Here is a 15,526-nt window from a genome sequence, read left to right on the forward strand (position 1 = left end):
TTTACGTTCCGGGTTACCCGAAAGGAAATCACGCAAGTCAACACTAGGAATGTTTTGCATCTCTTAAATAATATGTTAATAACTTACAAATGGATAATACCATCATAAAACAAATGTATAAATATTTTTTTTATTTGAAGCTATTTCCTGCTATCCGTTGCAATCTTTTTTAAATTGACCCACTTCGACAAGCTCAGTGTGACAATTTAAAAAAGGATTTCCACTACACCCAAGCCTGAAAGTGCGAATTGGCGAAGCAATCAGGGCTAGGCTTATCCGTAAATTTTTGTCATTGTTTTAAAATTTGTGATAATTTGTGAAATTCGTGTTTAAAATCCGCAAAATCCGTGTCATCCGCGTTCCAATTTTTTATACTTTTACACTCAAAATTATCAAAAAATGAATTTCGACAGAAAAAATATTTCCAATAAAAAATTACTCGAACTATATTCAAGCATTCTAAAACCTCGCCTCATCGAAGAAAAAATGCTTATTCTCATTCGCCAAGGAAAAGTATCCAAATGGTTTTCAGGCATTGGTCAAGAAGCTATTTCTGTTGGAATCACTTCTGCATTAGACAAAGACGAATACATTTTACCAATGCATCGAAATTTAGGCGTTTTTACCACTAGAGAAATTCCTTTACATCGATTATTTTCTCAATGGCAAGGCAAAGCCAACGGATTTACCAAAGGTCGTGATCGTTCTTTCCATTTCGGAACACAAGAATACAATATAATAGGTATGATTTCGCATCTCGGTCCACAACTAGGTGTTGCTGACGGAATTGCACTCGCCAATAAACTCAAAAAGAACGGAAAAGTAACCGCAGTTTTCACCGGTGAAGGAGCAACATCCGAAGGAGATTTTCACGAAGCCTTAAACATAGCAGCCGTTTGGGATTTACCTGTTCTTTTTGTTATCGAAAATAATGGTTACGGACTTTCTACTCCAACCAACGAGCAATACCGTTGCGAAAACCTAGCCGATAAAGGCATTGGTTACGGAATGGAATCGCACATTGTTGACGGAAATAATTTACTAGAGGTGTATAATCTGATTTCAGAATTAAAAGCCTCAATGATTGATAATCCGCGTCCAGTTTTGTTAGAATTCAAGACATTCAGAATGCGCGGACACGAAGAGGCTAGTGGCACCAAATATGTTCCACAAGAACTAATGGATTTGTGGGCAGAAAAAGATCCAGTGGAAAACTATAGAAATTACCTTAAAGCAACCGCAGTTTTATCTGATGAAAATGACGAAGCTATTAGAGCGGAACTAAAAAAAGAAATAGATACCGATTGGGCATTAGTTCAAAAAGAACCTGAAATTGTAGCAAGTTTAAGCGAAGAATTAAATGATGTTTACAAACCATATATATTCGAAGAAGTTAACGCTTCAAATGAAGTAGAAAATATTCGATTAATTGATGCATTATCCAGCAGTTTGAAGCAATCAATGGAACGTCATCCCAATTTGGTTATTATGGGTCAAGACATCGCCGAATATGGTGGTGCCTTCAAAATAACTGATGGTTTTGTTGAAGCTTTTGGTAAAGAAAGAGTTAGAAATACACCTATTTGCGAAAGCGCAATTGTTGCGGCAGCTATGGGATTATCCATAAACGGACACAAAGCCATTGTGGAAATGCAGTTTGCCGATTTCGTTTCCACAGGATTTAATCCAATAGTTAATTTATTAGCAAAATCACATTACCGTTGGTTAGAAAACGCCGATGTGGTTGTCCGAATGCCTTGTGGCGGCGGAACGCAAGCAGGACCATTTCATTCGCAAACCAACGAATCTTGGTTTACCAAAACACCAGGTTTAAAAGTAGTTTATCCTGCATTTCCAGCCGATGCCAAAGGATTGTTAAACACAGCTATAAACGATCCGAATCCGGTCATGTTTTTTGAGCACAAACAATTGTATCGTTCCGTGTATCAAAATGTTCCTAAAGATTATTACACAATTCCTTTTGGGAAAGCGGCTATGATAAAAGAAGGAAATCAAATTACTATTATATCATTTGGAGCTGGAGTACATTGGGCATTAGATACATTATCTAAAAATCCAGAAATTTCAGCTGATTTGATTGATTTACGAACGTTACAACCATTGGATACTGAAACTATTTTTGCATCAGTAAAGAAAACAGGAAAATGTATTATTCTTCAAGAAGATTCCTTATTTGGCGGTATGTCTAGTGATATTTCGGCATTAATTATGGAAAATTGCTTCGAAAATCTTGATGCTCCAGTAAAACGTGTTGGAAGTCTAGAAAGTGCCATTCCATTTGTAAAAGCCTTAGAGGATCAATATTTGCCAAAAGTTCGTTTTGAAGAAACTTTGTTGGAACTCTTGAAATATTAAGCAATTTTGGTTTTTATGACACCATTGAATGAAAAATTGTTAATAAAAGAAGCCACTATAAATAAATATCTTTATGATAAAGAATGGTTTTTCCATTTGGAGGATATGGCCTATTTCCTTAAAGAAGATTTATCCGAAGTAGAGTTTATTTATCTTCCAATGCTAATTGCCGAAGAACAAGAGTTTGTAAAATGTGCTAGTTTTGAGGATATTATTAGAGGAAGAAAAGAAATAGAATAGATTTTTTTTGCTTTTGCAAAGACAATCTATTCGTATTTTTTCAATGCCTTTTCCAATTTACCCTTAATCCGATTTCTCAAACCTTCTGGACGAATCACTTCCAATCCTTCACCAAACCCCAAAAGCAATCGCTCGATTTCATAATTAATTTTGAGTTTTAAGGTAATAATTATACTACCATCTTCGTTTTCTTTTTCCAGTTTTTGCGAATAATGAAAAGGTTTTGTTAGCACATAAGGTGCATTTTCTTCATCAATCCAAAGCTCGATTGTCTTAGCATCCAAACCTTGATTTACAGTAACACCAACCACATCTCTGTAGAAATTTTCGGCATCAAAATCTTCTTCCAAATAAGGTAGATTGAAATCAAAATCAATTTTAATAATTCGATCCAAAGCCAAGTTTGTTATGGGTTGTGAGGCTTTCTTTTTGCCTACCAAAAACCAACGATTATTAAACTCTTTCAAGATAAACGGATGAAAATTAAAAATTTGTTCCTCTCTCGATTTGAATGATTTATAAGTAATTACCAAAACTATTTTTTTAATAATGGCTTGATAAATTTCATCTAAAAAATGCAAACCTTTCAAGTTCTCATTTTTGTCCAAATAAATCACGGGTCGGGTATGCGATTTCTCAGCATAAATCTTGTCTTCCAGTCGTTGCAAAATATCCGAAACATCGCTAAATAAAGAAAAATCTTTAAATTGCTTCAACATCGAAACCGTTTCTGTCAGTACATTAATATCGGTTTCTGTCAGCGGAATATCCGTAATGGAAAAATCGTCCTCGTCATACTTGTAATATTTCTTATCATACACCACAATGGGCGCATTATAACCTAGTTTTTCGCTACGCATCGTCTGAATATCCATTTGAACCGTACGTTTGCTCACCGAATTTTCTTTGCCTTCATATTCAAATAAAGCCTCCGAACAAGCCTCGATTAAATCGTCTAGAGTCCAAGTGCGATACTGATTTTGCAAACATTTATCTATAGTTTTGTAACGAATAAGGGCATTTTTGTTTAATGACATTTTTTATTAGTTAGAAGTAAGAAGTTTTTTGTTTCGTCACTTCGAGTGGTTTTTAAAGTTTTATAAAAATTTGTTATTTGATATTTTTTCCAACTTTAAAAATTGTATCGAGAAGCTTTTTTTTATATGCTTCTCGATACAATTTTGGCTTGTTAGAATTTTGTCTCAATTCATGATTTATTCTAGCCAAAATCACTCGAAGTGACGAACTTGAATTAAATTCAACGTAACAATTCAATTTCACATTTTATATTTTCTCTTGCTTGGGCTTCGTGTTTATTTCTAAATTCGGCTGTTTGAAAAATAAATTCGTTTTCTAGAAAATGTTCCAAAGCTTTCTTTCGACCAGGATTGTATAAAAAGTTAGGATACATTTTATATTCTTTTCTAATTTGTTCAAAATAGATTTTATAATCGTCCCAATCTTTAGAAAGAATTTTTAAATCAAAATCAATCAACCAATTAGTGTCTTCATTTCCATTGTATTGGTGATGTTTCGTGGCACAAATCATATCAAAAACGAGCTCTTTATCTAATTTAGCATTCGCTGGAAGTAGTGCCACAGCGTATTGGGCACTTTTGAGTTCATTGTCTTTTCGAGTCACTTTGTATATGATGTCGTGATAAAAAATTGCATACAACACTTCGTTAGGATGTTTTAAATTGGATTTATACAAATCATAACAAGCAATCATTTCATTCAAATGGTTCAAATTATGATACTGCCTTGATTTAGTAGAATAAGCTTTTTCCAAATCCAACCAATGCTTTTGAATTGCATTTTCTTCAAAACCAATGTTTACTAGTAATTCGGTATATTTATTTTGAAGATTCATTGGCTTATTTTAATCAAAACTACAATTCTTTTTTTACTACGCAAAATAATTGCGTAGGGATATATGTATCTTTGTTTCTATAGAAAAATAAATGTAATGAGAAAAGTAATATTAATGAAAGGATTGCCAAGAAGTGGAAAATCAACCTATGCCAAAGCATTAATTGATTCTAATCCCGAAACCTACAAAAGAATTAATAGAGATGAATTGCGTGCTATGTTTGACAATGCAAAAACAAGTCAAGAAAATGAAAAATTTATTAAAAAAGTACTAGATTTATTAATTACCCACGCTCTTGAAAAAGGAAAAAGCGTTGTGGTTGATGATACTAATTTGTCTGACAAAAATTACAATAGAATTTCACAATTAGTCAGAGAATATAATCTTAAATTTTTAGAGAATGTTGTGGTCGAAATCAAAGAAATGAATACGCCTATTGAAGTTTGTATCGAAAGAGATGCTTTTAGGGAAAATCCAGTAGGAGCAAAGGTAATCAAGAAAATGAACAATCAATTTTTTAAAGATTCGCCTGAATATGCATTGCAAAATCAAGATTTACCCAAAGCCATTATTTGCGATCTTGATGGAACACTTGCCTTAATGAATGGTCGAAATCCATTTGATGCAAGCAAGTGTGATCAAGATTTACTAAATGAGCCAGTAGCTAATGTTTTGAAGAATTACAAACAATTGGGATACAAAATCCTTTTGGTTTCAGGTCGAGAAGACCAATACAAAGCACCAACATTGCGTTTCTTGGAAAAATACGCCATTGAATTTGACGATTTGATTATGCGAAAATCGAGAGACAATCGTAAGGATTCTATTATAAAAATCGAAATTTATAATAATTTTATCAAAGATAAATACTTTGTAGAGTTTGTTTTAGACGACAGAAACCAAGTGGTTGATACTTGGCGCAACGATTTGAAATTGCCGTGTTTTCAAGTTTACTATGGTGATTTTTAGTTTTTTTCTAAATTAGAAAATACTGATAACAATCGGTTTTGATTTAATCTTACTCAAGTTTATTTATTATTTTTGAGAATCAAAACTTTTACAAATGTCAATACAAACATTAATACAAGAAGACAAACACAAATGGGTGGCAATTTATAATGGAAATTATGGCACCTATACTATCAAAATCAGACTTAACGAAGATAATTCATTAGCGAATCACACCTGTTCTTGTCCAAGCGATTATTACCCTTGTAAACATATTGATATGATTCTTTCAGCCATAGGTAAAAAACAAAGTAATATTTCAAAAAGTAACGGTATTAATGATAATAATGAACTCATTAAGAAATTAATTACGGGTACTGCTAAAGAAAAATTTATCGATTTTTTGATTCATTTTTCAGACTATAATCCAGATTTTGTTAATAAAATAAAATTGGAGTTTTTTACTGAAAAGGAAGTAAAAAAAGAAATGAATATTAGTAATATCATAAAAAACGGACTTCCAGATGGCAGATTAGATGTTGATTATTATGATCCACATTATAATGAAGACTATCTCGAATTAGAAATTCTTGATGAGTGGAAAGAAAAGGCAGAAAAAGAAATTGAAAATAAAAATTTTGATGATGCCCTCGAAATTGGTCAAGCCATATTTGAAGAATTTGCCCATTGGCGTGTTTATTGTGACGGAGAATATTTAGATTATCTCAATGAGGATTATGAGTATTATCCTTTTGAAATTTTCACTTCCATTATAAATAAAGAAAACACTTATTCTGAAAGGATTTTTGAGTTTTTAAAAGAGAAATATATTTTAAGTGATTATCAATATGCTCAACAGTATATCAGTAATTTTATAGGTGATTTTTCTGAGTCAGATGAGAATAAAAAATTCTTTTTAGAAACTCAAAATCAATTGCTTAAAAAAGCGAGTTCCGATTATGATAGAGAGCTTATTTTAACTAATATAATTGATTTTTACAAAAAAAACAACCAACCTAATGAAGAATGGAATATTATTTTTGAAAACTTAGATATTGATAAATTTAGAAAAAAATCAATCGAAAAATACATTCAAGACAATAAATTTGCTGAAGCAAAAAAATTAATAAACGAAAGAATCAAGATATATAATGGCTATCAAGAACCACTAGAATGGTATGGTTATTTATTGCAAATGGCACAAATAGAAAATAAAAATAACGAAGTACGTGACTATTCGTATCTGTTTATAAAATCAGGCTTTGATAAGAAGCATTACACTATTTTTAAAACAACCTTTCAAGAAGAGGAATGGCAGAAAGAATTCATTAAATTAGAAAATTTGTACGATAAAGGTAATTATATCAGTAGTTCTTTGGTTGATCTTTGGATAGAAGAAAATCAAAAAACAAAAGCGCTGGATTATTTTTTGAAGTATAAAAATGTACAAACTTTTGAAAATTATGTGAATCATTTTAAAACAGATTTTCCTAATGAAACATTAATTATTTATAAAGAAAGCCTCAATAAATTTGCTAAAAATAATGTAGGACGAAACCATTACGAATATGTAGCTGATGTCTTGAAAAGAATTGAAAGTATTGAAGGCGGAAAAACAGTCGTAAATGAAATAATACTTTTTTACAGAATAGAGTATAAAAATCGACCAGCTATGATGGAAATACTAAATCAAAATTTTAGAATATGAAACCTTTAGAAAAAGCTAAAATAAAAGAAATAGCAGAACAATTTGACTGTGGTTTTAAATGTTTTTGGAATTTAAAAAACAATGAATTAATATTCATTCCAGATGAAGACAATGGTTTTAGTGATATGGAATTTTGGCAAGATGAAATAGACGAATTAGAAAACAATTTTGATGAATTTGTAGAAATCGAAAAACCAACAAGTACTGATTCTTTTAAGATGATGGAAGAATTTGTTGCTAGTGATATACCGAATAAAGCATTTAAAATAGAACTGTCACTTTCTTTGACATTAAAAAAATCATTCCGTAATTTCAAATATCTGATAGACAATTCCAGCATAAGAGACCTATGGTTCGCTTTTAAAAGCGAACAGTTGCAGAAATGGGTCGAAACAGAAATAGAATTAATTATACAACAAAAAAACTAAAACGCAACTACGCTAAAAACTACAAGAAATAGTAGCCAAAATTCTAATTAGGTTCTCTTTTAAATAACTGTAAATTATTATGCGGTGAATAAATCGTTATTCACCGCATATTTTGCGGAGAATAAAATTTTAATACAAATTTTCACTAAATTTGAAACAATGACAACAAAAATACTCCAAAAATTACAAGAAATAGAACGAGATAAAAATGTCAAAATCCTGTATGCCGTAGAGTCGGGGAGTCGCGCTTGGGGATTTGCCTCGCCCGATAGCGATTATGACATTCGTTTTATATACAAACACGAACCCGAATATTACCTCTCACTTTGGGAAAAACCAGACGTGATTGAGTTTATGACTGCTGATGATTTGGACGGTTCCGGTTGGGATATTGCCAAAGCCTTGAAATTATTAGCCAAGTCGAATGCGCCATTAATAGAATGGTTGTTTTCGCCCGTGGTATATTATCAAGACGAAGCTTTTATACAACAAATGCAAGCATTGGCGACAGATTGTTTTTCGCCTATTGCTACTTTGCACCATTATTTAGGCACGACCAAGAATTTTATGGACGTTTGCGAAGCACCCGAAGTAAAACTAAAAAGTTACTTTTATGCCTTGCGAACTGCACTCGCTGGAAAATGGATTATAGAAAAAAACAGTTTTCCTCCGGTAGATTTTTTAGAATTATTACCCATTGCGCCACAAAACATTCAAGATAAAGTTTTAGAATTAATGAACATAAAAGCCAACCAAGATGAAAAATACTTGCACCCAAAAGAAAATTTAATTACTGATTATTTACGGGAAACCGTAAGTTTTAATCAGGAAAATGCTAGTAGTTTGCAAAGTGGGAAGAAAATGAGTGAGGAATTGGATGGGGTTTTTAGGGGGATAATAAGTAAACAATTATGAAAGGATATGATATTATTGATATTGTAAAAATAGAAGAACATATAACTTTTATAAGAATCAATCCTACTGATATAAAGTTAACTTTAAAAGAAGTATTTCAATCATTATCTGATTTAAGTTGGTTAAGTCAATTTGATGGTAGTTATATAATGGAAAGTTTTAATGAACGAGCAAATAATACGATTCAATATATATCTGATAATATAATTAAATCGACAGATGATAGTGTAACAAGAAGTTCAGGTGAATATATAGTATCTGAATTAGCTCGTAAATCTATTGTCGATAAACTTAAATATTTGGATATTCCATTGGCAGAACTAATAAAAAAACAAAAAATTGGAAATCCAGGATTTGATTTTTATTCTGAAAATAAAACAAACATTCTTCTTTTTGGAGAGGCTAAATATTTAAAAGATAAAAATGCGTATGGAAAAGCTTTTGAACAAATAGTGAAATTTGAAAAGAATAAAAGTGATTTGGAAGATTTGATTGATTTCGATCGATTTTGTAGCGAGGATTCATTAAAAAAGTTTCATAAAAGCGAGAAAGGTTTTATTGCTGCTTTTTCTTCAAAAAATATCACATCAGATAAATTAATAAAAAATATGATTAAGAATTCTAATTTTATTAACATTAAGAAGTTTAATGAAATAATTTGTATAGCAGTTAACATATGAAGAATATGATTAAAAGTATTATCGAAAATGAAAATATAGATAAGATTTTTTCTTATGTATTAGATAGACTTTTTAAAAATGGCCCTGTTGATATTACAGATATGGAAATATTATCTTATTTATCATTATATCATCCAGAAAAATTTGAACTACATAAAAATTCAATTTTGAATTACATGAGTGTTTTCTATAAAGATGTGCCAAGAGAAAATTTGAGAGATGTAGTTTTTGGACAATATAAAAAACATTTGCATGAAAAATATATAAAATATCTTAAAGATGATGAATATTTTACTCCTGTTCAAGCAGATATATTAAAGGGTATAGATAATAATAATTGCTTTAGTTTTTCCGCCCCAACAAGTACAGGTAAATCATTTGTATTCATGAAAAAAATCATTGAATGTAAAAATGATGTTGTTGTAGTTGTACCATCTCGAGCATTGATTAATGAATATTATTTAAAATTATGCGGTAATATTCAAGATAAAACTATTAACATTTTAACTTTCATTGATAAGATAAATACAAAAAAAACAAAAAAAAATGTTTTTGTCGTAACTCCTGAAAGATGTCGAGAATTATTTAAATATAAAGCTAATGAAGAGTTTATTATAGATTTATTTCTTTTTGATGAAGCACAATTAAGTAATGAACAAGATAAAAGAGGTTTGTATTATGATAGTATTGTAAGAAGAGCATATAAAAAATATCCTGATGCTAAATTTGTTTTTGCCCATCCTTTTGTATCAAATCCTGGTTCGCAAATAATAAAAAATAAATTAGATCAAAACAAATCTGATAATAAGCCATATGAACAAAAAAATGTTGGACAAATTTTTATTATAAAAGAAAATAATCAGTTCTATCATTTTGGTATTGATAAAAGCATAATGGGTTCTATAAAAGTTAAATGTGAATATAATCCAATTGTAAAAGTTTTAAAAGAAGGAGGTAGCGTATTATTTTATGTTCCAAAACAAAAAATTTATGACAAAAGAATACTTATTGATTTTAAAGATTATATAGAATTATGTAAAAATATAAATAGCGAACGAGTTGATTATTTTATTGATGAGTTAATAAAGATTACAGGAGGAAATATAAAAGAAGGTGAGAATTATTATTCACAAATGATATCCTTATTAAGGAAGGGAATTGTGGTTCACCATGGTTCTATGCCTTTACAAACAAGAATTTTAATTGAAGAATTTACAAAGGAAGGACTATGCAAAATATGTTTTGCTACCTCTACTCTTGAACAAGGAATTAATATGCCTTTTGATATTGTATTTGTTGATAGATTAGAAGTAAAAGAATCTTTGGCTTTAAAAAATTTAATTGGTAGGGCTGGGAGGTCAACAATTGATAATAAGTTTGATTTTGGGACTGTTATTATTAGAACAAATATGAGCGGTTTTAGGAAAGTTATGGTAACACCAAATATATTAGATAATGTTTCAAGCTTGGATAAAATAGAAGAAAAAGACGATGATTATAATGATTTCAAAGAATCTATTGTTAATGGAACTTTCGATGATGAATATAATTTAACTCCAAATGAGATTGAAAATATTGATAAGCCTAATACTCAAAAAATAATTGTAAATATTTTGGAATCAGTTTTTTTAAATAATGAATTAGTAACATTAGAAAAGATCAATAAAGATGCTGAATTTAAACTAGTATTGTATTCATATTTTAGAGAACTATATGAGACTTTTCTTAATAGGGAATTAAATGAAGCTGAAGCGGATGTTTTAAATACTGCTATAAAAATTATGTTATGGAGAGTATATGGTAAAACATTTAAACAAATTTGTTGGTATAGATATTCTCATGCTATTAATTCTCATTCACAAAATGAAGAAAATATCAAAGCAAATTATATAACTGGTTTTCATGAATTACCTAATATGAATTTAGCGAGATATCCATTATACGGAGCTTATGATTTTATTAAAGATGTGGATTATGATAGAATTGTTTATGATACGTATGATTATATTGATAAATTAATAGGATTTAAACTAACGGATAAATTCTACGCGGCTTTTATAAAATATTTTCAAAATGAAAATGATGAAAGAGCAAAAAAGCTTGCAAATTATATAAAATTTGGAACTGATAATAAAAAAGAAATTTGGATGTTGCGATATGGTTTGACATTTGAAGATATTGAAGTATTAAATCAACATATTGAAAGTATAAATTCAGAAGAAATTATTTTTAAAGATTCAATAGAGAATATTCCAGCAGAATTAAAAAAATCTATAGAAAGATACATAAATTAATTATGACCTTCCAAAATCTAAAATCCTAAAACCTTATCCTCTTCGAAGTCATTTCAAGTTATAATTAAAAGCAATTAAAACACAAATTGATTTGTATTTTTTCATTTAAATAGTATTTATTGATTTGTATTTTTTAAAAATAAGTTACTTTATTGGTTTGTATTTTTTAAAAAATACTTATTTTTGTATAAAATTTTTAGTATGTACATTTCCAGAGATATTGATAATGAGTTGTTAGAATGGAAAAAATATAAATCCAGAAAGCCATTGTTAATCAGAGGTGCAAGACAAATTGGTAAGACTTCGGCAATACGAAATTTAGGAAAACAATTCAAATATTTTGCCGAAGTTAATTTTGAAAATGATGATGCCATTCGTGAACTTTTCGAGAAAAGTTTATCTATCGAAGAACGCTGTCAGCAATTATCAATTTTGATAAATATTCCTATAGTCGAAGGTCAAACCTTGCTTTTTTTAGACGAAATTCAAGCCTCACCAAAATCAATTGGTTATTTGAGATACTTCTATGAAAAAAAGCCAAATTTGCACGTTATTGCTGCGGGTTCACTTCTAGAATTTACGTTGGCAGAAATTCCTTCGTTTGGCGTGGGCAGAATTCGATCTGTTTTTATGTATCCACTCAATTTCGCAGAATTTCTAGTTGCTTTAAACGAAAATCTTTTGCTTGATGCCATAAAAAACGCTTCAACCACAAAACCATTGCCAGATTTAATTCATCAAAAAGCAGTGGAACTTTTAAAAAAATTCCTTGTTATTGGTGGTTTGCCCGAGGCAGTAAAAACCTTTTTAGAAACCAATAGTTATTTATTAGTTCAAAAAGTTTTAGACGACTTAATCGTTTCGTATCAAACCGATTTTTCAAAATACAAACAAAGAGTTCCTAGTCTTCGAATTCAGGAAGTTTTCAGAAGTGCGATTGATCAAGTAGGCAATAAATTTTCTTATTCGCTAAACAAAACGCTCCATAATGGTCAAATAAAAGAAGCATTAGAATTGCTTCAAATGGCTGGTTTACTCTATGATGTAACACATTCTGCAAGTAATGGAATTCCGATTGGAGGTGAAATTAATATGAAAAAAAGAAAATATATTTTGTTTGATACCGGAATTTATCAACGAATTCTAGGATTAGAATTAGGAACTATATTTTTGAATGAAAACACCGAATTGGTCAATAAAGGTAAAATCGCTGAGTTATTTATTGGAATAGAACTAAAGAAAAACAGTCAAGATGTGCTTTCTTCTCTACATTACTGGCAGCGAGAAGCAAAAAGTAGCCAAGCTGAAGTTGATTATGTGATTCAAAATGAAACCAAAATAATTCCTATTGAAGTAAAAGCAGGTACAAAAGGCGCCATGCAAAGTATGCATAAATTTATAGAAGAAAAACATTCTGATTTTGGGATACGAACTTCACTTGAAAATTTCGGTCAAATTGATAAAATTAAAATAATACCGATTTATGCCATAGGAATAGCAATCAAAAACAAACTTATCAATATTCAATGACCATCCAACACCTAAAATCCCAAAACCTAATCCTCTTCGAAGTCATTTCGGGCAGTAAATCCTTTGGGTTAAACACACCTACCTCTGATACAGATATCAAAGGCGTGTATTATTTACCCAAAGACCAGTTTTACGGACTCAATTATATTCCGCAAATAAGCAATGAAACCAATGATGAAGTGTATTATGAACTGGGTCGGTTTGTAGAGTTATTACTTAAAAACAATCCAAATATTTTAGAAATTTTAGCAACTCCAGAAGATTGTATTTTGTACAAACATCCACTTATGGAGCAATTGCAAATAGAAGATTTTTTATCAAAACTTTGCAAAGATAGCTTTGCAGGTTATGCCATAACACAAATCAAAAAGGCGAGGGGCTTGAAAAAGAAAATTATGAACCCGATGGAAAAGGAGAAGAAATCATTATTGGATTTTTGCTTTATTCTGGAAGGTTATGATAGTATTTCACTCAAATCTTGGTTACAAGCCAAAAACTTCAAACAAGAAAATTGTGGCTTGACAAATATGCCACATTCTAAAGGTGTTTATGCTGTTTTTTATAACGAAAACGCCAAATACAAAGGCATTATTCAGAAAGAAAACGCCAATGAAGTTTCGCTTTCTTCGATTGAAAAAGGCGAAAAAGAAATTGCCTATTTATACTGCAATCAAGATAGTTATTCGTCATACTGCAAAGATTATAAAGAATACTGGGACTGGATTGCCAAACGAAATGACGACCGTTACAACACCAATCAACAACACGGCAAAAATTACGACAGTAAAAATATGATGCATACTATTAGGCTTTTACAAACCGCTCAACAAATTCTGTCAACTGGAAAACTCAATATTCGGGTTCGTAATCGAGAAGAATTGCTAGACATTAAAGCAGGAAATCGAGAATATGACGATTTACTTGAAATGGCTGATGATTTAATCGCTTCGATTGAAAGTTTATACGAAAGTTGTACTTTGCCCGAAACTCCTGATGTGGAGAAAGCAACTAAAGTTTTGATTGGAATTCGGGAGGAGTTGTATGATTAGCTAACCATTTTTTATAACAATAAAATATTTATATTTGCAGTAATCAATTTCATGAAACACGAACTACAAAATATCATTTCAGGAAAGAGCCCAGTTGGCAATGGAGATACTGTCCAAACAATCTCCCATTACCTTAGAGAAAGCAAGAGCACAAGCGAAACGGTTGAGTCAAGCAAGCAAATCAAGCTTGAAGAAGCAACGTTCATAAAGGAATTTTGTCAAAAAAATAATTTTTGGATTCCTAATATTGATATTAATACATTTGTTTCCTCTGGTGCCGAACAAAAAGTGTATCTACTTGATACATACAAAGTAATCAAACTGAATGATAGTATTTATTATGAAACTTGGTTAGATTATTTTAATAATTTACTTTTAAACAATTACTTTTTTCCAGATACAGCCTATCAATTAATAGGATTTTACGAATCGGAAAATGTTTTATATGCCGTTGTGGAACAAAGTTTTATAGAATCGGATTGTGAGACTGAATTAGAAGAAGTGAAATCATTTTTAACTTCAAATTGTTTTATAAACAAGAAAAACAACGACTACTTTCATCCCGAATTAGGAATTATTCTCGAAGATTTACACGATGAAAACGTATTGACTTATAAAGACAGTTTGTTTTTTATCGACACGGTTTTTATCTCACAGAACAATTTTATAAAAAATAATACTACATTTGTCCTATGAATTCTCAAAAACACATACTAATAAATAGATCAGATCGCTTTGCGGGAGTATATCCTTGTGGACTTTTTGGGCGTTGTAGGTGTTTTATAAAGTAATAAATTAATTTTATAATAACAATAGATACAAAAGCGTCCTTTAATCGGGACGCTTTTTTTGTTTTAAAGTGAAAGCAATAGTAAAAAATAGCCCTTCGACAAGCTCAGGGTGACAAAGTAGAAAAAAAAGTAAAAAAATAATGAATGCATAACCAAAATAACGAAAAATAAATATTGAAACACAACCAAATGAGAGACAGCCATTTGACAATTTCAAGAATCTGCACTAAGGACGGACAGGGTTTTCTATGTCTAAAATTAAGCTTAACTAATTGATAATCAATAAAATAAATTAAAAATAAATTAGGAAATTCCTTTTTTTTGACATTATATTTGCACCAGAAAATTATCAATAACAATTGCAATAACAAATAGGAGGACGAGATTGCTTTGTTCCTCGCAATGACAAAATGAGAACAATAAATTTACGATATAGCGATTCACTCACAATAGAGAAAACAAAGATGAATAATTTTAATCGACATAACGAACTAGTAAACCCGAGATTCGATTTCGGATACATTGTACAGGTGCACAACCATAGGCATTAGGATAGTAATATCTTATATACAACTATAGAGCACCTTCATAAAAAGGTGCTTTTTTATGCCCAAAAATAAGATTTTGTAGCTCAACGGTAGAGCGGTGGCTTGTTAAGCCAAGGGTTGAAGGTTCAAATCCTTGCAGAATCGCA

General features: G+C 30.4%; 13 protein-coding genes and 1 tRNA gene. 12 read left to right on the forward strand and 2 right to left on the reverse strand.

Going from position 1 to position 15,526, the window contains the following annotated elements; genetic code table 11:
- Positions 1-399: 399 nt before the first annotated feature.
- A complete protein-coding gene (locus RMO70_RS12885) occupies positions 400-2,376 on the forward strand; it encodes a dehydrogenase E1 component subunit alpha/beta (RefSeq protein WP_310556849.1) in 1,977 nt (658 codons plus the stop codon).
- 15 nt (positions 2,377-2,391) lie between these two features.
- Positions 2,392-2,616: a hypothetical protein gene (locus RMO70_RS12890; protein ID WP_310556850.1), complete on the forward strand. Its 225-nt coding sequence runs from the start codon at positions 2,392-2,394 to the stop codon at positions 2,614-2,616.
- Positions 2,617-2,642: 26 nt separating this feature from the next.
- On the opposite strand, the gene RMO70_RS12895 is transcribed toward RMO70_RS12890, so the two are convergent.
- Positions 2,643-3,653: a WYL domain-containing protein gene (locus RMO70_RS12895; protein WP_310556851.1), complete on the reverse strand. Its 1,011-nt coding sequence runs from the start codon at positions 3,651-3,653 to the stop codon at positions 2,643-2,645.
- Positions 3,654-3,874: 221 nt separating this feature from the next.
- On the reverse strand, positions 3,875-4,489 hold the full coding sequence (locus tag RMO70_RS12900; protein WP_310556852.1) for a hypothetical protein: 615 nt from the start codon (positions 4,487-4,489) through the stop codon (positions 3,875-3,877).
- Positions 4,490-4,585: 96 nt separating this feature from the next.
- On the opposite strand from RMO70_RS12900, the gene RMO70_RS12905 reads away from it, so the two are divergent.
- From RMO70_RS12905 to RMO70_RS12950, 10 genes are all read left to right on the forward strand, one after another.
- Complete coding sequence (locus RMO70_RS12905; protein ID WP_310556853.1) at positions 4,586-5,458, forward strand: AAA family ATPase; 873 nt, start codon at positions 4,586-4,588, stop codon at positions 5,456-5,458.
- A gap of 94 nt (positions 5,459-5,552) precedes the next feature.
- Complete coding sequence (locus RMO70_RS12910) at positions 5,553-7,145, forward strand: SWIM zinc finger family protein (protein WP_310556854.1); 1,593 nt, start codon at positions 5,553-5,555, stop codon at positions 7,143-7,145.
- Positions 7,142-7,573 carry a UPF0158 family protein gene (locus RMO70_RS12915; RefSeq protein WP_310556855.1) on the forward strand — a complete coding sequence of 144 codons (432 nt, stop codon included), beginning with the start codon at positions 7,142-7,144 and terminating at the stop codon, positions 7,571-7,573. The genes RMO70_RS12910 and RMO70_RS12915 overlap by 4 nt, the downstream gene beginning before the upstream one ends.
- A gap of 159 nt (positions 7,574-7,732) precedes the next feature.
- Positions 7,733-8,488, forward strand: coding sequence for a nucleotidyltransferase domain-containing protein (locus RMO70_RS12920; protein WP_310556856.1), 756 nt, complete (start codon positions 7,733-7,735; stop codon positions 8,486-8,488).
- Positions 8,485-9,168, forward strand: coding sequence for a hypothetical protein (locus RMO70_RS12925; RefSeq protein WP_310556857.1), 684 nt, complete (start codon positions 8,485-8,487; stop codon positions 9,166-9,168). The genes RMO70_RS12920 and RMO70_RS12925 overlap by 4 nt, the downstream gene beginning before the upstream one ends.
- Positions 9,169-9,173: 5 nt before the next feature.
- A complete protein-coding gene (locus RMO70_RS12930; protein ID WP_310556858.1) occupies positions 9,174-11,462 on the forward strand; it encodes a DEAD/DEAH box helicase in 2,289 nt (762 codons plus the stop codon).
- Positions 11,463-11,663: 201 nt separating this feature from the next.
- The gene (locus RMO70_RS12935) at positions 11,664-12,992 is read left to right on the forward strand and encodes a DUF4143 domain-containing protein (protein ID WP_310556859.1); all 1,329 of its coding nucleotides are present in this window, start codon (positions 11,664-11,666) and stop codon (positions 12,990-12,992) included.
- Positions 12,989-14,041, forward strand: a complete 1,053-nt coding sequence (locus RMO70_RS12940) for a DNA polymerase beta superfamily protein (RefSeq protein ID WP_310556860.1) — start codon at positions 12,989-12,991, stop codon at positions 14,039-14,041. Before RMO70_RS12935 ends, RMO70_RS12940 begins: the two co-directional genes overlap by 4 nt.
- 51 nt (positions 14,042-14,092) lie before the next feature.
- Positions 14,093-14,737, forward strand: coding sequence for a hypothetical protein (locus RMO70_RS12945; RefSeq protein ID WP_310556861.1), 645 nt, complete (start codon positions 14,093-14,095; stop codon positions 14,735-14,737).
- Between the two features lie 715 nt (positions 14,738-15,452).
- Positions 15,453-15,524: transfer RNA gene (locus tag RMO70_RS12950), tRNA-Asn, on the forward strand.
- Positions 15,525-15,526 lie beyond the last annotated feature (2 nt).

This window comes from Flavobacterium sp. (genome assembly GCF_031422135.1).
Taxonomy (GTDB): Bacteria; Bacteroidota; Bacteroidia; order Flavobacteriales; family Flavobacteriaceae; genus Flavobacterium.

What these genes read in the sequence shown, in the direction of transcription:
- RMO70_RS12885 (WP_310556849.1), top strand. Translation starts at nt 400, where the DNA reads ATGAATTTCGACAGAAAAAATATTTCCAATAAAAAATTACTCGAACTA.
- RMO70_RS12890 (WP_310556850.1), top strand. Translation starts at nt 2,392, where the DNA reads ATGACACCATTGAATGAAAAATTGTTAATAAAAGAAGCCACTATAAAT.
- RMO70_RS12895 (WP_310556851.1), bottom strand. Translation starts at nt 3,653, where the DNA reads ATGTCATTAAACAAAAATGCCCTTATTCGTTACAAAACTATAGATAAA.
- RMO70_RS12900 (WP_310556852.1), bottom strand. Translation starts at nt 4,489, where the DNA reads ATGAATCTTCAAAATAAATATACCGAATTACTAGTAAACATTGGTTTT.
- RMO70_RS12905 (WP_310556853.1), top strand. Translation starts at nt 4,586, where the DNA reads ATGAGAAAAGTAATATTAATGAAAGGATTGCCAAGAAGTGGAAAATCA.
- RMO70_RS12910 (WP_310556854.1), top strand. Translation starts at nt 5,553, where the DNA reads ATGTCAATACAAACATTAATACAAGAAGACAAACACAAATGGGTGGCA.
- RMO70_RS12915 (WP_310556855.1), top strand. Translation starts at nt 7,142, where the DNA reads ATGAAACCTTTAGAAAAAGCTAAAATAAAAGAAATAGCAGAACAATTT.
- RMO70_RS12920 (WP_310556856.1), top strand. Translation starts at nt 7,733, where the DNA reads ATGACAACAAAAATACTCCAAAAATTACAAGAAATAGAACGAGATAAA.
- RMO70_RS12925 (WP_310556857.1), top strand. Translation starts at nt 8,485, where the DNA reads ATGAAAGGATATGATATTATTGATATTGTAAAAATAGAAGAACATATA.
- RMO70_RS12930 (WP_310556858.1), top strand. Translation starts at nt 9,174, where the DNA reads ATGATTAAAAGTATTATCGAAAATGAAAATATAGATAAGATTTTTTCT.
- RMO70_RS12935 (WP_310556859.1), top strand. Translation starts at nt 11,664, where the DNA reads ATGTACATTTCCAGAGATATTGATAATGAGTTGTTAGAATGGAAAAAA.
- RMO70_RS12940 (WP_310556860.1), top strand. Translation starts at nt 12,989, where the DNA reads ATGACCATCCAACACCTAAAATCCCAAAACCTAATCCTCTTCGAAGTC.
- RMO70_RS12945 (WP_310556861.1), top strand. Translation starts at nt 14,093, where the DNA reads ATGAAACACGAACTACAAAATATCATTTCAGGAAAGAGCCCAGTTGGC.